The organism is Nocardioides flavus (ex Wang et al. 2016) (genome assembly GCF_014653115.1).
Lineage (GTDB): Bacteria > Actinomycetota > Actinomycetes > Propionibacteriales > Nocardioidaceae > Nocardioides > Nocardioides flavus.
On sequence record NZ_BNAD01000003.1, the window covers coordinates 304,215 to 321,892 of the forward strand.

A 17,678-nucleotide genomic window follows, 5' to 3' on the forward strand; every position below is an offset into this window, starting at 1 on the left:
CGTTCTGCACCGAGGAGCCGAGGATGACCGCGACCGACCCCGACCCCGAGATCAGCCCCGACGTCCTGGCCGTTCGCGAGCAGTACGAGGCGCGCATCCTCGGCCTGCACATGCCGGCCACCGTGCGCCAGGCGGCGGACAAGTACGGCGACCAGCCGGCGTTCTCGGACCGCTTCGACGTTCCCGAGGGCGCGACGTGGTCGACGATCAGCTGGGCCGAGACCTGGGAGCTGACCCAGCAGGTCGCCGCGGCGCTCATCGCGCTCGGCGTCGAGCGCGGCGACCCGGTGGCGATCATGGCCGCCAACCGGACCGCCCACACGCTCGCCGACTACGGCGCGATGACGGCGGCGGCAGTGCCGATGTCGATCTACAACACGCTCGCGCAGGACCAGGTCGCGTTCATCGCCGGTGAGTCGCGCCCCGTCGTCGTGGTGCTCGAGGACCACGACCGCTACCAGCGGTGGGAGAAGGCCCTCGACGAGGTCGACTCGATCCGCCACGTGGTGATGCTGGCCGACGCCGACCGCGTCGACGACGCACGCGCGATGACGTGGGAGGACTTCCTGGCCCACGGTCGCGACACCAGCGGCGTCGAGGAGCGGATGGAGCGGATCACGCCCGACCTCCCCGCGACCTTCCTCTACACCTCCGGCACCACCGGCAACCCCAAGGGCGTGGTGCTCACCCACCACAACGTCATGTACGAGGCGGTCTCCACCCTCGACGCCGCCGGCCTCCACGGCCCGCAGCGCACCATCAGCTACCTCCCGCTCGCCCACATCGCCGAGCGCGTCCTCGCGACGTACGCTCCCCCGTTCCTCGGCAGCCACGTGCACGCGATCCCCGACCCGGCGGGCCTCCTGGGCGCCCTCGGCGAGGTGCACCCCACGGCGTTCTTCGGCGTGCCGCGGGTCTGGGAGAAGATCAAGACCGGCATCTCGGCCAAGCTCGCCGAGGACCCCGACCCGGCCAACCAGGAGCTGGTGACGAACGCGATGGCCGCGGGCCTGGCCTGGACGCAGGCCCACGAGTACGGCAACGAGATGACGCCCGAGGTCGAGGAGGCGTACAACAAGGCCGACGAGGCGATCCTCGGCTTCCTCCGGCTCCTGCTGGGCCTCGACCAGGTGCAGTGGGCCGCCAGCGCCGCGGCCCCGATGCCGCTCGAAGTCGCCAAGTTCATGGGCGGGCTCGGCCTGCAGGTCTACGACGTGTATGGCATGACCGAGACCACCGGCGCCTTCACCTCCAACGGCCCCGGCGCCTTCAAGCTGGGCACCGTCGGCCGCCCCAACCCGGGCATCGAGGTCCGTCTCGCCGAGGACGGCGAGATCCTCTGCCGCGGGCCGGTGAACACCCCCGGCTACCACCTGCAGGAGCAGGCGACCCGCAACCTGATCGACGAGGACGGCTGGATCCACACCGGCGACATCGGCACTCTCGACGAGGACGGCTTCTACTCGATCATCGACCGCAAGAAGGAGCTGATCATCACCTCGTCGGGCAAGAACATCGCGCCCTCCAACATCGAGAACTACCTCAAGGAGTCGCCGATCATCGGCCACGCGATGGCGCTCGGCGACGACCGGTCCTACGTCGTCGCGATCCTCACCCTCGACGGGGAGATCGCCCCGCTGGTCGCGGCGAAGATGGGCATCGAGTTCACCGACCTCGCCGACCTCTCCACCAAGGCGGAGATCCGGGCGATGGCGCAGGCCGCGGTCGACAAGGCCAACGAGCGCCTCTCGCGCCCTGAGCAGGTCAAGGCGTGGGAGCTGCTGGCCGACGAGTGGACGGCCGAGTCCGAGGAGCTCACCCCGACGCTCAAGCTCAAGCGCCGCGTGGTGAGGACCAAGTACGCCGACGTGGTCGACAAGCTCTACGAGTGATCTCCGACGCTCCGCCGGTCCACGTCTTCGACGTCCAGGCCCACCGCGGCGGCGCCGGGCTCTGGCCGGAGAACACCCTCGAGGCGTTCGGCCGCGCCCTCGCGCTGGGGGTCTCCACGCTCGAGCTCGACGTGCACCTGACCGCCGAGGACGACGTCGTGGTCGCCCACGACCCGGCGCTGGCCGACGCCCGCCGGATCCGCGAGCTCACCCGCGCCGACCTGCCGCCGTCGATGCCGTTGCTGAGGCAGGTCGCGGCGCTGCTCGACGAGCGGGGCGCCGACCCGGTGCGGGTCAACCTCGAGATCAAGTACGACGCGCTGGACGCGAGCGGCCTGACGTCGCGCGAGGCGTTCGTGGCCCGCGTGGTCGATGCGCTGCGGATCGACCGGCTCGTGGGGCGTACGAGCATCCAGTGCTTCGACTGGGGCGTGCTGGACCGCGTGGGCGACGCCGAGCCGGCCCTGGCCCGCAACGTCCTCGTGTCGCCGAAGTACCTCCGGGACACCGTCGACGGACCCTCGCCGTGGTTCGGCGGCCTCCCCGTCGACGAGGACGACGTGGCCGGCAGCGCTGCCGCCCACGGCTTCACCGCGATCTCGCCGATCCACGGGTCGCCCTACACCGCCGGCGTGGACGACCCCGACTACCGCCCGTACGCGACCGCCGCGCTCGTCGACGCGGCGCACGCCGCGGGGCTCGCCGTGATCCCGTACGTCGTGGACGACCGGCCCACCATGCGCCACCTGGTGCGGCTCGGGGTCGACGGGCTCATCACCAACCGCCCCGACCGGCTGCGGGAGGTCCTCGCCGCCGACGGAATCGACCTGCCGCCGTCGTTCCCGGGCTAGGCCGGAGCAACCTCGCGGTCGTGCGCGACGTCTTCCGGACATGCTGACCTTCTCTCGGAGCCTCCTCCCCGCCACCGCGCTCGCCGTCGCGGCCGGCCTCGCTGCGACCACGCCCCCGTCGACCGCCGACTCACCGCACGACGGCGGGGCGACGTCCCGCACCGTCCTCGACGTCCGGGGCCTCGACCTGGGCGAGCCGCCCGCCGTCGCGTGGAGCGAGCGACGGTCGGGCAGGACCGTCATCCACGGCACCGACGGCACGACGACGCCCGCCCCGAACCGTCTCTCCGAGATCGCCCCGATGGGCTCGGGCCACGTCATCCAGACGTACGGCGCGGGCGGATCCAGGACCCGGTGGATCGCAGCCGACGGGACGCCGGGGCGCCGCGAGTGGCGCACCGGCCACGGGCTGGCCGTGTCCCCGCTGGGCAGGGTGGTCGCGTTCGCCGGCCGAGCCGGCAAGGTGTGGACCATCGACCACGAGGGCGACCGGGTCCTCCGGTTCAACCCGGTGCCGGTCACCGGCACCGCCCACGCGGTCGCCGTCTCGGGCGAGAACTGCAAGGAGGGAGAGGGCGACCCCGGCCTCGGCTGCTCGATCGCCGTCAACGGCCCGCGCCGCGCCTTCTACACGACCTCCCACGGCATCGTCGACAGCGTGCCGTTCCTGCGGCAGGTCTCGACCGGTCGCGGCCGCTGGCTCGGCGGCATCACGTCCCTCAGCGACTTCGGCTCGTGCAGCGCCCTCCTGCGGTCGTCGCAGGTCCGCTGGCGCACCTGCGACAACCAGCTCTCCGACATCTCCCCGGACCGCCGGCACGTCCTGGGCACCCCGGCGTACGCCGACGGGTTCGGCCCGACCGCCCTCGCCGTCCTCGCGACCTCGGACGGCAAGCCGGTCCACAGCTTCACCAGCGCACGCGACGGCCGCTCGGCGACGTACTTCGACGAGGTCTGGGAGGACCCCGAGCACGTGCTCGTCGTGACCTTCCAGGCCGACCGCTGGGCCGTCGTGCGCCTCGGCGTCGACGGGTCGATGGAGTACGCCGTGGCGCCGCGCCGCGGATCGATGGACATGTCGAGCCCGTTCCAGCTCCAGACGCGCTGAGTCGCTAGCGCGAGGGCAGCGTGAGGACCTCTGCCCCGTCCTCGGTGACCGCGATGGTGTGCTCGCTGTGGGCCGTACGGCACCCGGTCGCGCTGCGCAGCGTCCAGCCGTCCGCGTCGGTGACCAGCTCGTCGGTGTCCGTCATGACCCACGGCTCGAGCGCGAGCAGGAGGCCGGGGCGCAGCTTGTAGCCCCGACCGGGACGGCCGCCGTTGGACACGTGGGGATCCTGGTGCATCGTCGTGCCGATGCCGTGGCCGCCGAACTGCATGTTGATCCGGTAGCCGGCGTCGGTGAGCACGGTGCCGATGGCGTGGGACAGGTCGCCGATGCGGGCGCCGGGGCCGGCAGCCGCGATGCCGGCGGCGAGCGCACGCTCGGTGGTCTCGATGAGGCGGACGCTCTCGGCGGGACGGCTCTCCCCCACGACGAAGCTGATCGCGGAGTCGGCGGCGATGCCCTCCAGGCGCACCGCCAGGTCCAGGGTCAGCAGGTCGCCGTCCTCCAGGCGCTGGTCGCGCGGGCGCCCGTGCAGCACGGCGTCGTTGACGGCCGTGCAGACGTAGTGCCCGAAGGGACCGCGACCGAACGACGGGGCGTAGTCGACGTAGCAGGACTCCGCCCCGGCGTCGCGGATCATCTCCGCGGTCCACCGGTCGAGGTCGAGCAGGTTGGTGCCCACCACACTGCGCTCGCGGAGCGAGGCGAGGATGTCGGCGACGAGCGCGCCGGTGCGGCGGGCGCGGTCGACCTGGGCGGGAGTGAGGATCTCGATCATCGCAACCCCAGTCTGGTGCATCGCTTCTCGGTCTGCCCGCTGCACAGGTCGTCGAGGTGGACGACCTCCTGGGCCACCAGCACCGAGGTGAGCGAGTCGATGGTGACCTCCTGGTGGCGGTAGAGCCAGGACTCGACGCCGTCGACGACCTCGCCGCCCTCCGCGGGCACGTCGGCGAGGAACGCCACGGCGACGTCGGCGGCGCGCTCGCTCATCGCGTGGGTGGGGACGAAGGTCATCGACTCCTCCCGCCCGAGCAGGACGGCGCGCGCAGCCTCCAGGTCGGACCCGTCCTGGCGGGGGACGGTGCCGTCCTCCAGCCCGACGTACCGCTCGGATCCCGGCACGAGCTCGCCGAGCGAGACCACCGGCAGGCCGCTGCCCGTGAGCGTGCCGAGGTCGCCGGGCTCGACCGGCACCACGACGACGACGTCGGCGGAGCGCGCCTCGGCCTGGCGGGCCTGGCTCTTCTGGGTGTCCGCGTCGCCCTCGGCGTCGTAGACCCGCACCCGGCACTGATCGCAGGTCGCCTCCACCCGCTCGGTGAAGGCGTCGACGTCGACGGCGCGCGAGGACGGGTCAGTGCCGTCGGCGACGAGGAGGGCGACGGTGGGCTCGTCGGCGGCGCACGACGACAGCAGCGGCGCAGCGGCCAGCGCGACGGCGAGCGCGACGGCCGGGGACCGGAGGAGGGAGCGGGCGCGGAGCATCGCGAGGAGGTTATCGAGCCGGGGACTCGGAACGTCATCCGGCAGGGGCGTTGACTTTAGTTCGAGTGTCGTACTAAATAGGGGTGTGACCCTCGTGCTCGGCATCGACTCCTCCACCCAGTCGACCAAGGCCCTCCTCGTCGACGCCGACGAGGGCACGGTCGTGGCGCGCCGGACGGCCCCCCACCCCGCCGGCACCGAGGTCGACCCCGCCGCGTGGCTGCACGCCGTCGACGAGGCGACCGACGGCCTGCTCGAGCGTGCCGACGCCGTCTCCGTCGCCGGCCAGCAGCACGGCATGGTCGCCGTCGACCGGACCGGCACACCGGTGCGCGACGCACTGCTGTGGAACGACACCCGCTCCGCCGACGCCGCGCGCGACCTCGTCGCCGAGATGGGCGGCCCGCAGGCCTGCGCCGACGCGGTCGGCAGCGTCCTGGTCGCCTCCTTCACCTCCGCCAAGCTGCGCTGGCTGCGCGACCACGAGCCCGACCACGCGGCGCGCGTGCGAGCCGTACGCCTCCCCCACGACCACGTCTCGCTGCACCTCAGCACGCCCGGCACCGAGACGTTCACCGACCGGGGCGACGCCTCCGGCACCGGCTACTTCTCCGCACCCGACGACGCCTGGCGCCCCGACCTCGCGGCGCTGGCCCTCGGCCACGAGGTCGACCTGCCGCGCCTGGTCGCGCCCGGAGCGGTCGCCGCCGAGACCACGCACGGCGCCGTCGTCGCCGGCGGCACCGGCGACAACATGGGCGCCGCCCTCGGCATGGCGCTCGGCCCCGGCGACCTGCTGGTCTCGGTCGGCACCTCGGGCGTCGCGTCGATGATCAGCCCGTCCCCGGTCGCCGACGGCACCGGCGTCGTCACCGGCTTCGCCGACGCGGCGGGCGGCTACCTGCCGATGGTCACCACCCTCAACGCCGCCGGCATCCTCGACCTCCAGGCCCGCTGGCTCGGGGTCGACCACGACGGCCTCGCCGAGCTCGCCCTGGCGTCCACCCCCGGCGCGGGCGGGGTGACCCTGCTCCCCTACTACGGCGGGGAGCGCTCGCCCGACCGCCCCGGCGCCGTGGGCACGTGGACCGGCCTGACGCCGGCCACCACGCGCGCCGACCTCGCCCGCGCGGCGTACGAGGCCCTGCTCTGCTCGCTCGCCGACGCCGTCGACCGCCTGGTCGCCACCACCGGGCAGGAGCCGCGGCGCCTGCTGATGGTGGGCGGCGCGACGAGGAGCACCGCCCTGCAGGCACTGGCCCCGGCGGTCCTCGGCCGCGAGGTCGTGCTGCCACCGGAGGGCGAGTACGTCGCGCTCGGCGCCGCACGCCAGGCCGCCTGGGCCCTGGCCGGGACCGCTGAGCCGCCCACCTGGCCCGAGCCGCCGGGCACCGTGCTGCGCGCCGAGCCCACCCCCCACGTCCGCGAGGCGTACGCCGGCCTGCGCGAGCGCACCGCCCCCTGGACCCCCTGACCCACCCCAGCTCCTGCAACGGAAGGCACCTCGATGGCCACCCAGATCCCCACCCCGACCCCCGATGACAAGTTCTCCTTCGGCCTCTGGACCGTCGGCTGGCAGGGCGTCGACCCCTTCGGCGGCGCCACCCGGCCGCAGATGGACACCGTCCACGCCCTGGAGAAGCTCGCTGAGCTCGGCGCCTACGGCGTGAACTTCCACGACGACGACGTCATCCCCTTCGGCAGCGACGACGCGACCCGCGACAAGATCATCGCCCGCTTCCGGCAGGGCCTCGACGACACCGGCCTGGTGGTCACCACCGCCACGACCAACCTCTTCAGCCACCCGGTCTTCAAGGCCGGCGCCTTCACCAACAACGACCGCGACGTGCGCCGCTTCGCGCTGCGCAAGGTGATGCGCAACATCGACCTCGCCGCCTCGCTCGGCGCGAAGGTCTACGTCGCGTGGGGCGGGCGCGAGGGCGCGGAGTACGGCGCCTCGCAGGACACCCGCGTCGCCCTCGACCGCATGAAGGAGGCCTTCGACGTCCTCGGCGACTACGTGACCGACCACGGCTACGACCTGCGCTTCGCGATCGAGCCCAAGCCCAACGAGCCTCGCGGCGACATCCTCCTCCCGACGATCGGGCACGCCCTGGCCTTCATCGAGCGCCTGGAGCGCCCCGAGCTGGTCGGCGTGAACCCGGAGATCGGCCACGAGGAGATGGCCGGCATGAACGCGGCCGCCGGCTACGCGCAGGCGATCTGGGCCGGCAAGCTCTTCCACATCGACCTCAACGGCCAGAACGGCCCGAAGTACGACCAGGACCTGCGCTTCGGCGCCGGCAACGTGCGCGGCGCCTTCTGGGTCGTCGACGCGCTGCTCGAGGGCGGCTACGACGGGCCGGTCCACTTCGACTACAAGCCCGCGCGCACCGACGACGAGGACGGCGTGTGGGTCTCGGCCGCGGCCAACATGCGCAACTACCTGATCCTGCGCGAGAAGGTGAGGGCCTTCCGCGCCGACCCCGAGGTGCAGGCCGCCCTCGATGCCGCCAAGGTCCCCGAGCTGTCGGTCCCGACCGTGGGCGACGGCGAGGGGTGGCGCGGACTGCTGGACGCCGAGCCGGTCGACCCCGACGCGCTGGCCGCCCGCGGCGCCGCCTTCGAGCACCTCGACCAGCTGGCGCTCGAGCACCTCTACGGCGTCCGCTGACGGTGCCACCCCTGACCGTCCAGCCCCGCAACGCCGGGACCGAGGGGCTGCGCCGGCAGAACACCGCAGCCGTCCTGCGATCCCTGCGTGAGCACGGCGCGTCCTCGCGCGCCGAGCTCGCGCAGCACACCGGGCTCGCCAAGGCCACCGTCGGCGTGATCGTCGCCGGCCTCGAGGCGGCGGGCGTCGTGGTCGAGGAGGACGTCCGGTCCGGCACCCGCGGCCGCCCCGGCCGACCCCTCACGCTGCGTGGCGAACGCCACGTCGGGCTGGGCCTCGAGCTCAACGTCGACTACGTCTCGGCGGTGGTCCTCGACCTGGGCGGGACCGTGCTGGCCGGCGACACCCGGCCGGCGACCGGCCCCGACGCGCTGGGCGGGCTCGTGCGCGACGTGGTCGGTGAGCACCTCCCCGGCCGCGAGGTCGTCGGGACGACCCTCGCCGTCCCGGCGCTGGTGCGCGGCGACGACCGTACGGTCGCCTGGGCCCCCAACCTCGACGTCGCGGGCCGGGACCTGGCCGCGACCGTCTCGGGCCTCGTCCCGGGTGGCGCGGTGCAGGTGAGCAACGACGCCAACTGCGCGGCGTACGCCGAGGCGCACCACGGTGCTGCCCGTGGCGCGCGGCACGCGCTCTACCTCACCGGCACCGTCGGCATCGGCGCCGGCATCCTCCAGCACGGCGAGCTCGTGCGCGGCGGGGCCGGGTTCGCCGGCGAGGTCGGCCATGTGCCCGTGGGCGACCCGGCCGCGGCGTGCGGGTGCGGTCGCCGCGGTTGCTGGGAGGCGTCGGTCGGCCTGCACGCGATGCTCGCCGCAGTCGGCATGCCCGAGCTCGACACCCCGCTGCGCAGCGCCGAGGCGGTGGCCGCGCGAGCGCTCGACGACGCCGGCGTGCGTGCCGGGCTCGAGCGCGTGGGCCACGACCTGGGCCTCGGCATCGCGATGCTCAGCAGCATCCTCGACCCCGAGGTCGTGGTGCTCGGCGGCTACTTCGCCGCGCTCGGCGACCTCGTCCTCGCACCCGCGCGCCGCACGCTCGACGAACGGCTCGCCTCGCCCGCGCAGGTCCGCCCGGACCTGCGCGCGAGCACGCTCGGGATCGGGGCCGCCGCCCTCGGCGCGGCCGAGCAGTCGCTCGGGCCGGTGTTCGCCGGGGAGCTCGACCTGACGGGACAGCTCCCGGGCTAGCAGGCGCCGTTCACCCGACGAGCCGGGAGCGTACGTCCACGAGGGCGGTGCCGAGCGCCGCCACCGGGTCGACGAACAGCGGGTCGAGGGCGATCTCGGCCGCGCCGAGGAGCGCGGAGTCGGACCCCAGGCCCGGCAGGGCCAGCGTCACCGACTCCAGGGGGGCGGGCAGCGCCCGGTCGGCGAGCCCCGCGTCGACCTCGGCCCCCACGAGCGGGTAGAGCACTCGGAAGTAGCCGCCGAGGACGATCATCCGGGGGTTGAAGGTGTTGACGATGCTCGCGAGCCCGTGGCCCACCGCGGTGCCGGTGGCGCGCAGCTCACGCGTCGGCACGGTGAAGCCCTCCAGCACCTCGTCGAGCTGGGCGACCTTGTCGGGCGGGCAGTGGATGGCCTCGGCGATGGCGTGACCCCCCACCTCGGTCTCCCAGCAGCCGAGGTTGCCACAGTGGCACGGCCGGCCCTGCGGGTTGAAGCGCAGGTGCCCGACCTCGCCCGCGTAGCCGCCGGCACCCTCCAGGCGTACGCCGCCGGCGATGACACCGGCACCGACACCGACGTTGCCCGAGACGTAGATCAGGTCGTCGACCCCCACGCCCGCGCCGCGCACGTGCTCGGCCAGCGCGCCGAGGTCGGCGTCGTTGGCGATCGAGACCGGCACGTCGAGCCCCAGCGCGGCCAGCACGATCCCTCCGAAGGACACGTCGTGCCACTCGAGGTTGGGTGCCAGCCGGACCAACCCGTCGCTGCGACGCACGAGGCCGGGGACGCTGATGCCGATGCCGACCAGCGGCGCCGTGGCCGGTGCGCCCTCGACGACGCGCCGGATGAGCGCAGCGACCGCTGCACCCACCTGCCACGCCTCCCCGTCGCTGTGCACCGGTGCCTGGGCGCGCTCGAGCACCCGGCCGCCGAGCCCCACCCGTGCCACGACGGCTCGGTCGACGCCGAGGTCGACGGCGATCACGTAGGGCCCGTCGGGCGCGATGCGCACGCCCGCGGACGGGCGCCCCGCTCCCTGCCGGGCGCCGCCCACGGCCGTGGTGTGCTCGGAGATCCCGAGCGACTCCAGCTCGCCGGCCAGGCCGGCGATGGTGCTGCGGTTGAGCCCCATCAGGCTGGTCAGCTCGGCACGCGAGGTGTGGCCGGCCCCGTGGACGTGCCGGAGCATGGTGCCGAGGTTGTGGCGCCGCACGGCCTCCTGGTTGGTGCCCAGGCCCGCGCGCCGTTGCGGGCTCATGGTCGTGACCTAGACGCCCGCCGAGGAGCGGCGACGACGCGAGATCGCGTCGACGCTCGCCGCGAGCAGCAGGACGCCGCCGGTGACGAGGAAGTTGATGTAGCTCGCCTGGTTGAGCAGGCCCAGACCGTTGGGGATGGTCGCGATGACCAGACCGCCGACGACGGCGTCCATCGCGCGACCCCGGCCGCCGAAGAGGCTGGTGCCGCCGATGACCGCGGCGCCCACGGCGTACAGCAGCTCGTTGCCGCCACCGGATCCCGGGGAAACCTTGCCGGTGTACGACGCGGCGAGCAGGCCGCTGATGGCGGCCATCGAGGAGCAGATCACGAAGGCCATGATCTTGACCCGCAGCACGTTGATGCCGGCGCGACGTGCGGCCTCGGCGTTGCCGCCGACGGCGTAGAGGTGGCGGCCGAACCGGGTCTTGGTCAGCACGAAGGTCCAGAAGAGCAGCAGCGCGATGACCACCGGGGCCACCCAGGGGATGCCGCTGATGTTGAAGTTGGGGTTGGGCGCACGGTTGGCGCTGAGCAGCGCCGTCAGGCCCAGCACGACTGCGGCCAGCACGCCGATCTTGAGGACCACGAGACCGAGGGGCTCGTGGATCAGGCCCTTGGCCGACAGCGAGCGGTAGCGCCACAGCGACAGGGCTGCGAACCCGACGACGATGACGACTGCAGCGATCCAGCCCGCGGTGACCGGGACGTTCTTGATGGACAGTCCGCGCAGCACCTCGTCGTTGAACCGCAGCGAGCCGCCCGAGCCGATGAGGCGCAGCGGCACCGCCTGCAGGGCGAGGAAGAACGCGAGCGTGACGACGAAGGACGGGATGCCGAGCATGGAGACGAGGGCGCCGATCACGAGGCCGATCACCGCGCCGACGGCGACGCCGGCGAGCGTCGCCATCCACCACGTCCAGTCGTAGTCGATGAGCATCAGCGCGATGATCGTGGCCGACGCGCCGCCGGCGACTCCGGCCGACAGGTCGATCTCGCCGAGGAGCAGCACGAAGACGATGCCCATCGCCAGGACGATGATCGAGCCGGCCTGGATGACCAGGTTGGCCATGTTGTAGGTCGTCAGGAACCGGTCGTTGAGGGACGAGAAGACGACGAACAGGAAGATCAGGCCGAGGATGGCCGGCAGCGATCCCATGTCTCCGCCGCGGAGGCGGTTGACGTACTCGCGGGCCGAGTCGCCGATCGTCGCGGCCTGCACGTTGTCGCGGTCGAAGCCGCTGGCGGCCGGCGTGGGGGACGCGGTGTCGGTGTCTGCACTCATGGTGTGGTCTCCGGTCCTTCTCAGACGGTCGCGGTCGCGGGGTTCTCGGCGATGCCGAGGTCGCCGGAGCGTCCGGCGGTGATGAGCTCGACGACCTGGCTGTGGGTGACGTCCTTGGCCGGGACGTCGGCGGCCACGCGGCCGAGGTAGAGCGCGGTGATGCGGTCGGCGACCTCGAAGACGTCGCCCATGTTGTGCGAGATCAGCACCACGCCGAGCCCGCGGTCGGCGAGGCGGCGCACGAGGTCGAGGACCTGGCGGGTCTGCGCGACGCCGAGCGCCGCGGTCGGCTCGTCGAGCAGGACGATCTTGGAGTTCCACAGGACGGCCTTGGCGATGGCCACGGTCTGGCGCTGGCCGCCGGACAGGCTGGCCACGCTCTGGCGCACGGACTTGACCGTGCGGACCGAGAGGGAGGCGAGGGTCTCGCGGGCGCGGGACTCCATCGTCACCTCGTCGAGGCCGATGCCCTTGGTCTCCTCGCGCCCGAGGAACATGTTCTGGACGATGTCGAGGTTGTCGCACAGCGCGAGGTCCTGGTAGACGACCTCGACGCCGAGGGCGGCCACGTCGCGCGGGCCGTGCACCTCGACCTTCTTTCCCTCGAAGAGGTAGTCACCGCTGTCGCGGCCGTAGATGCCGGCGATGATCTTGACCAGGGTGGACTTGCCGGCACCGTTGTCGCCGACGAGCGCGGTCACCTGCCCCGGGTAGACGGCGAAGTCGACGTCGTGCAGCACGTGCACGACACCGAAGCTCTTGTTGACGCCACGCAGCTCGAGCAGCGGTTCAACCATGGGTCCTACTCCGATCGCGAAGAATTTGTTGTCCGCGTGAACGCAGCGGACCGATCTGGGGGTGGGACGGCGCCCGGGCTCGAGGCCCGGACGCCGTCCCACGTCAGGTGATCAGGAGATGCCGGCCTCGGCGCACAGGTCGGCGAACTCGCCGACGCACACGTCCTCGGCCTTCTGGCCACCGTCCTCGATGACGTCGCCGACGTTGTCCTTGGTGATGGACTGCGGCTCGAGGAGGATGGACGGGACCTCGCTGTCGTCGGAGGAGTCGACGGTGGTGCCGGTGGTCTCCGCGTCCTCACCGTTGGCGAGCGCGATGGCGACGTCGGCCAGGGCCTGCGCCTCCTGCGTGGCGGACTTGTAGACCGTCATGCACTGCGTGCCGGCGAGCACGTTCTGCAGGCCCTCGACCGTGGCGTCCTGACCGGTGACCGGGACCTTGCCGGCCTGGCCGTTGCCCTCGAGGATGCTGATCGCGGCGCCGCCGAGACCGTCGTTGGCGGCGAGCACGCCGTCGACCTTGCCGTCAGCAGCGGTGTAGAGCTGCTGGAAGATCGTGGCGGCCTCCTCGTTGTCCCAGTCCGGGACGGCCTGCTCACCGACGACGGTGTAGTTCTCGATCTCGTCGAGCACGCTGTGCGCGCCCTCGGCGAAGAGCGTGGCGTTGTTGTCGGTCGGCGAGCCGTTGAGGTAGACGATGTTCGCCTTCTTGTCGCCGAGGCAGTCCGCGAGGCCCTGGCCCTGCAGCTCGCCCACGACGGTGTTGTCGAACGAGACGTAGTACTCCGCCGAGCCGCCGAGGGTCAGGCGGTCGTAGTCGATGGTGGCGACGCCCTGCGAGGCCGCCTTCTCCTGGATCGCGGCGCCCGACTCGGAGTCGAGGTTGACGATCGCGAGGACCGTCACGCCGTCACCGATCATCGTGTCGGCGATCTGGGTCATCCGCTCGGCGTCACCCTCAGCGTTCTGGATGTCGTACTCGACACCGGCCTCCTCGAAGGCGGCCTCGAGTGCCGGACGGTCCGCGCTCTCCCAGCGCACCGAGGACTCGGTGTCGGGGAGGATGACGCCGATCTTGCCCGCGGCCTCGGAGCCGCCGCCGCCCTCGCTGCCGCTGCCGGTGTCGCCGCCGTCGTCGCTGCCACAGGCCGACAGGGTCATGGCCGCACCCACGAGGGTGACGAGGACCAAGTTGTGCTTCCGCTTCACGCGAACCGCCTCCTAGCGATTTCGTGCACGTCGGCCCTGGTCGGCAGCCGGCGTACATATGTTGTTCGGAACAACATATGAAGTGACCGTCATCACGTCCAGACCGGACGCCGGGCCGTTGCCGGTTCGTTACCAAAACCGGGGGCGGGCGTAGCACCGGTCTGGTCCACCGATCCGCCGTCCCGACGGCGCGCGGGCGGCTAGCGTGGCCGGATGAGCCAGCTCCTCGTCTCCGGCCCCTCCGTCCCCCGGTCCGGGGAGGTCCTCACCCCCGAGGCCCTCGCCTTCGTCGCCGACCTCGACGAGCGCTTCCACGCCCGTCGCGACGAGCTGCTCGCGGCCCGCCGGGACCGCCGCGCGGAGGTCGCCCGGACGGGCACCCTCGACTTCCTGCCCGCGACGGCCGCGGTCCGCGCCGGCGACTGGACGGTCCCGCCCGTGCCGGCCGCACTGCGCGACCGGCGGGTGGAGATCACCGGCCCGACCGACCCCAAGATGGCCATCAACGCCCTCAACTCCGGAGCGCGCGTGTGGCTGGCCGACCTCGAGGACGCCAACACGCCGCACTGGCGCAACGTCGTCGGCGGCCAGCTGACCCTGCTCGACGCCACCCGGGGGCGGCTGTCCTTCACCTCACCCGACGGCCGCGAGTACGCCGTCACCGACCCGGCCACAGCACCTGTGGTCCTTCCCCGCCCGCGCGGCTGGCACTTCGACGAGGCGCACCTGACCCGTGACGGGCGTCCGGTGGTCGCCGCGCTCGCCGACTTCGGCCTGCACGTCTTCCACAACGGCCGCGAGCTGCACGAGCAGGGCCGCGGCCCGTTCTACTACCTGCCCAAGACCGAGTCGCACCTCGAGGCGCGGCTGTGGGACGAGGTGTTCACGCACGCCGAGTCGACGCTGGGCCTCCCCCACGGCTCGGTCCGCGCGACGGTGCTCATCGAGACGATCACCGCGGCCTTCGAGATGGACGAGATCCTCCACGAGCTGCGCGACCACGCGGCCGGGCTCAACGCGGGCCGCTGGGACTACCTGTTCAGCATCATCAAGAACTTCCGCGACGCCGGGTCGTCCTTCACGCTCCCCGACCGCAACGCCGTGACGATGGCGGCGCCGATGATGCGGGCCTACAGCGACCTGCTCGTGCAGACCTGCCACCGGCGCGGGGCCGCCGCCATCGGCGGCATGGCGGCCTTCATCCCGAGCAGGCGCGACCCCGAGGTCAACGAGCGCGCCAACGCCTGGGTGCGCGAGGACAAGACGCGCGAGGCCACCGCCGGCTTCGACGGGTCGTGGGTGGCCCACCCCGACCTCGTCCCGCTCTGCGCCGAGGTCTTCGACGCCGTCCTCGGCGATCACGACAACCAGCTCGACGCACGCCGCGACGACGTCGTGGTCACCGCGGCCGACCTGCTCGCCGTGGACCGCACGCCCGGCGAGCGTACGGAGGAGGGGCTGCGCGGCAACGTCCGGATCGGCATGCACTACCTCCATGCCTGGCTCTCCGGCAACGGCGCGGCCGGCATCGACAACCTCATGGAGGACGCCGCGACCGCCGAGATCTCCCGCTCGCAGGTGTGGCAGTGGGTGCACACCGGCGCCACCCTCGACACCGGCGAGGTCGTCGACCGGGCCCTGGTCGAGCGGCTCGTCGCCGAGGAGCACGAGGCGCTGGAGATCACGCTGGGCGGGCCGGTCGACCCCGAGGCCCGCCGGCTGTTCGTCGGGTGCGCCCTCGGGGACGACTACCCCGACTTCCTCACCCTGCAGGCCTACGACGTGCTGCTGGCGCGCGGGGAGTGACCGGTCGGACGAACCCGCCCGAGGCGACCTGGTCCCCGCCCACCCACACCTCGGCGACGTCCGCGTCGCCCGCGAGCGCGAACACCTTGCCGAGCGCCGACTCCGGGGAGTCGGCGTGCCGCAGGCCGAGGTCGAGCGCCGTGCCGGGCGGCGGGCGCAGCAGGACCGCGTCGAACTGCTTGCCCTCCGACAGGTCGCCGACGGTGTCGCCCAGGCCGAGGGCCGCGGCGCCGGCGGCGGTGCTGAGGTGCAGCAGGTGCCCAGCGCCGAGCGTCACCCCGTCCGCTCCCTGCAGGTGCTGGAGGAAGTAGGCCTGCAGGCCCTCCTTGAACACCGAGAACCCGGTGCCCGCGCCGACGTCGCTGCCGAGCGCGACCCGTACGCCTGCCGCGAGGTGGCGGCGCAGCGGGAAGATGCCGGATCCGAGTGCGGAGTTGCTGGTCGGGCACCACGCCACGGACGTACGGCGCGCGGCCATCACGTCGAGCTCGGGATCGGTCGGGTGCACGTCGTGCGCCAGCACCGACAGCGGCCCCAGCAGCCCGTGGTGGTCGTAGGTGTCGACGTAGTGGTCGCGGTCGGGGAACTGCCCGGCCACCGTGGCGACCTCGGCCGAGTTCTCGTTGACGTGCGAGGTGAACAGCGCTCCGTCGACCTCGTCGAGCACCGCAGCGCACGCGGCGAGCACCGGGTCGGAGGCTGACAGCGCGAACCGCGGCGTCACGGCGTACCGGATCCGGCCGCGGCCGTGCCAGCGCCCGGCCAGGGCGAGCGCCTCGGCGTGGGCGCGGTCGGGGGTGGTGAGCAGCGGCTCGGGCAGGACGCGGTCGCTGACGACCAGCCCGCTCGTCACCCGCAGCCCGTAGCGCTCGACCTCCGCGAGGAGCAGGTCGACCGCCGGGGCGAAGTGGGAGCCGAAGACGAGCGAGGTGGTGGTGCCGGCGGCGATCAGGCTCGCCACGAACTCCGCGGCGATGGTGGCGGCGTAGTCGGGCGAGCCGAGGTGCACCTCCTCCGGCAGCGCGCAGCGCTCCAGCCACTCGAGCAGCGGCATGCCGAGCGCTCCGATGACGCGCACCTGCGGGAAGTGCACGTGCGTGTCCACCAGCCCCGGCAGCAGGAGGCCGGAGCGGAGGTCGAGGACGGGGGCGTCGGGGTGGGCGGCCGCGACGGCGGCGTACGAGCTGCGGGCGATGATCGTCCCGTCGTCCGCGACCGCGAGGCCCAGGTCGTCGTCGTAGCGGAAACCGGGCGCGGGGGTGGCGGGGTCGAACGGGTCGTCGGGGGTGTCGAAGGCGCGGGCGCGGTAGACCACGCGGGCGCTCACGCGCGGTCCCGGACGCGGTCGGCGGAGAAGAGCTGCAGCAGCTCGGCGGCGACCGACACCGCGATGGCGGCCGGCTCCTTCCCGGTGGGACCAGGGAGCCCGATGGGGCACCGGATCCGGTCGATGTGCGCGGGGTAGTGCCCCTCGACGGCGAGGCCGGAGCGGAAGCGGGCCCACTTGGCGTCCGACCCGATGAGCCCGATCGTGGCGAGGTGGGTGCAGCGCAGCGCGGCGTCGCACAGCGCGAAGTCCTCGGCGTGGTCGTGGGTCATCACCAGCACGTGCGTGCCGGGCGGCACGGCGCCGAGCGCGAGCTCGGGGACCGGCGAGTGGTGCACCCGGACGCGCGCCACACCCGACTCGAGCAGCGCGAGGCGCTCGTCGGTCAGCTGTCCGGCGCGCGAGTCGACCAGGTGCAGGTCGATGTCGTGGGCCGACAGGATGCGGGCCAGCTCGAGCCCGACGTGGCCCACCCCGAACACCGCGACCGCCGGGACGACGGGCAGCGGCTCGAGCAGCAGCGTCACCTCGCCGCCGCAGCACTGGCGCCCGTGGTCGGTGCGCGCCTTGTCGCTCAGCCCGAGGACGAGCTGCTCGGGTGCGACGGCGTACGTCTGCAGCATCGTGCGGGCCCGGGCGAGCGCGGTCTCCTCCAGGTTGCCGCCGCCGACGCTCCCCCACGAGCGGCCGGCCGCGACGACCATCTTGGCGCCGGCGTCACGCGGGGCGTGCCCGCGCACGTCGGCGACGGTGACGAGCACGCCCGCCTCCCGCTCCTCGCGCAGTCGCTGCACCGCCGTCAGCCAGTGCAT

At 73.1% G+C, this 17,678-nt stretch carries 15 protein-coding genes; 7 read left to right on the forward strand and 8 right to left on the reverse strand.

Annotated features, from left to right (window positions below):
- Positions 1-23 precede the first annotated feature (23 nt).
- The 3 genes from IE200_RS08390 to IE200_RS08400 are packed head-to-tail and all read left to right on the forward strand — an operon-like array spanning position 24 to position 3,851.
- Positions 24-1,892 carry an AMP-dependent synthetase/ligase gene (locus IE200_RS08390; RefSeq protein WP_191278934.1) on the forward strand — a complete coding sequence of 623 codons (1,869 nt, stop codon included), beginning with the start codon at positions 24-26 and terminating at the stop codon, positions 1,890-1,892.
- Positions 1,889-2,743, forward strand: a complete 855-nt coding sequence (locus tag IE200_RS08395; protein ID WP_191278935.1) for a glycerophosphodiester phosphodiesterase family protein — start codon at positions 1,889-1,891, stop codon at positions 2,741-2,743. The genes IE200_RS08390 and IE200_RS08395 overlap by 4 nt, the downstream gene beginning before the upstream one ends.
- Positions 2,744-2,783: 40 nt before the next feature.
- The gene (locus IE200_RS08400) at positions 2,784-3,851 is read left to right on the forward strand and encodes a hypothetical protein (RefSeq protein ID WP_191278936.1); all 1,068 of its coding nucleotides are present in this window, start codon (positions 2,784-2,786) and stop codon (positions 3,849-3,851) included.
- A 4-nt stretch (positions 3,852-3,855) separates the two neighbouring features.
- Here IE200_RS08400 and map read toward each other — a convergent pair whose 3' ends face one another.
- Both map and IE200_RS08410 read right to left on the reverse strand, forming a co-directional pair.
- Complete coding sequence (gene map, locus IE200_RS08405; RefSeq protein WP_191278937.1) at positions 3,856-4,629, reverse strand: type I methionyl aminopeptidase; 774 nt, start codon at positions 4,627-4,629, stop codon at positions 3,856-3,858.
- On the reverse strand, positions 4,626-5,339 hold the full coding sequence (locus tag IE200_RS08410) for a type 1 periplasmic-binding domain-containing protein (RefSeq protein ID WP_191278938.1): 714 nt from the start codon (positions 5,337-5,339) through the stop codon (positions 4,626-4,628). The genes map and IE200_RS08410 overlap by 4 nt, the downstream gene beginning before the upstream one ends.
- Before the next feature lie 85 nt (positions 5,340-5,424).
- On the opposite strand from IE200_RS08410, the gene IE200_RS08415 reads away from it, so the two are divergent.
- Genes IE200_RS08415 through IE200_RS08425 form a run of 3 tightly spaced genes read left to right on the forward strand, consistent with a single transcriptional unit; the run spans position 5,425 to position 9,203 of the window.
- Positions 5,425-6,813: an FGGY family carbohydrate kinase gene (locus IE200_RS08415; protein WP_191278939.1), complete on the forward strand. Its 1,389-nt coding sequence runs from the start codon at positions 5,425-5,427 to the stop codon at positions 6,811-6,813.
- A gap of 33 nt (positions 6,814-6,846) precedes the next feature.
- On the forward strand, positions 6,847-8,013 hold the full coding sequence (gene xylA / locus IE200_RS08420) for a xylose isomerase (RefSeq protein WP_191278941.1): 1,167 nt from the start codon (positions 6,847-6,849) through the stop codon (positions 8,011-8,013).
- 2 nt (positions 8,014-8,015) lie between these two features.
- Positions 8,016-9,203: an ROK family transcriptional regulator gene (locus IE200_RS08425; RefSeq protein ID WP_191278943.1), complete on the forward strand. Its 1,188-nt coding sequence runs from the start codon at positions 8,016-8,018 to the stop codon at positions 9,201-9,203.
- Between the two features lie 10 nt (positions 9,204-9,213).
- Here the strand turns inward: IE200_RS08425 and IE200_RS08430 are convergent, their stop codons facing one another.
- The 4 genes from IE200_RS08430 to IE200_RS08445 all read right to left on the reverse strand — a co-directional run bounded on the left by IE200_RS08430 (position 9,214) and on the right by IE200_RS08445 (position 13,733).
- Positions 9,214-10,443 (reverse strand): ROK family protein, encoded by a 1,230-nt coding sequence (locus IE200_RS08430; RefSeq protein WP_191278945.1) that lies wholly within the window; start codon positions 10,441-10,443, stop codon positions 9,214-9,216.
- A 9-nt stretch (positions 10,444-10,452) separates the two neighbouring features.
- Positions 10,453-11,727 (reverse strand): sugar ABC transporter permease, encoded by a 1,275-nt coding sequence (locus IE200_RS08435; RefSeq protein WP_191278948.1) that lies wholly within the window; start codon positions 11,725-11,727, stop codon positions 10,453-10,455.
- A gap of 20 nt (positions 11,728-11,747) precedes the next feature.
- Positions 11,748-12,524, reverse strand: coding sequence for an ATP-binding cassette domain-containing protein (locus IE200_RS08440; protein WP_191278950.1), 777 nt, complete (start codon positions 12,522-12,524; stop codon positions 11,748-11,750).
- A 111-nt stretch (positions 12,525-12,635) separates the two neighbouring features.
- Complete coding sequence (locus tag IE200_RS08445) at positions 12,636-13,733, reverse strand: sugar ABC transporter substrate-binding protein (RefSeq protein WP_191278953.1); 1,098 nt, start codon at positions 13,731-13,733, stop codon at positions 12,636-12,638.
- Between the two features lie 213 nt (positions 13,734-13,946).
- Between IE200_RS08445 and aceB the strand changes: the two genes are divergently transcribed.
- On the forward strand, positions 13,947-15,539 hold the full coding sequence (aceB, locus tag IE200_RS08450; protein ID WP_191278955.1) for a malate synthase A: 1,593 nt from the start codon (positions 13,947-13,949) through the stop codon (positions 15,537-15,539).
- Here the strand turns inward: aceB and IE200_RS08455 are convergent.
- Together IE200_RS08455 and xdhC are read right to left on the reverse strand one after the other, a co-directional pair.
- Positions 15,496-16,866: a guanine deaminase gene (locus IE200_RS08455; protein WP_229856297.1), complete on the reverse strand. Its 1,371-nt coding sequence runs from the start codon at positions 16,864-16,866 to the stop codon at positions 15,496-15,498. The two genes, aceB and IE200_RS08455, sit on opposite strands and share 44 nt — an antisense overlap.
- Positions 16,863-17,678, reverse strand: coding sequence for a xanthine dehydrogenase accessory protein XdhC (gene xdhC, locus IE200_RS08460; RefSeq protein ID WP_191278957.1), 816 nt, complete (start codon positions 17,676-17,678; stop codon positions 16,863-16,865). The genes IE200_RS08455 and xdhC overlap by 4 nt, the downstream gene beginning before the upstream one ends.

Coding starts and splice junctions, on each gene's coding strand:
- aceB (WP_191278955.1), top strand. CDS start 13,947: ATGAGCCAGCTCCTCGTCTCCGGCCCCTCCGTCCCCCGGTCCGGGGAG.
- map (WP_191278937.1), bottom strand. CDS start 4,629: ATGATCGAGATCCTCACTCCCGCCCAGGTCGACCGCGCCCGCCGCACC.
- IE200_RS08440 (WP_191278950.1), bottom strand. CDS start 12,524: ATGGTTGAACCGCTGCTCGAGCTGCGTGGCGTCAACAAGAGCTTCGGT.
- IE200_RS08410 (WP_191278938.1), bottom strand. CDS start 5,339: ATGCTCCGCGCCCGCTCCCTCCTCCGGTCCCCGGCCGTCGCGCTCGCC.
- IE200_RS08430 (WP_191278945.1), bottom strand. CDS start 10,443: ATGAGCCCGCAACGGCGCGCGGGCCTGGGCACCAACCAGGAGGCCGTG.
- IE200_RS08400 (WP_191278936.1), top strand. CDS start 2,784: ATGCTGACCTTCTCTCGGAGCCTCCTCCCCGCCACCGCGCTCGCCGTC.
- IE200_RS08435 (WP_191278948.1), bottom strand. CDS start 11,727: ATGAGTGCAGACACCGACACCGCGTCCCCCACGCCGGCCGCCAGCGGC.
- IE200_RS08390 (WP_191278934.1), top strand. CDS start 24: ATGACCGCGACCGACCCCGACCCCGAGATCAGCCCCGACGTCCTGGCC.
- xylA (WP_191278941.1), top strand. CDS start 6,847: ATGGCCACCCAGATCCCCACCCCGACCCCCGATGACAAGTTCTCCTTC.
- xdhC (WP_191278957.1), bottom strand. CDS start 17,678: ATGCACTGGCTGACGGCGGTGCAGCGACTGCGCGAGGAGCGGGAGGCG.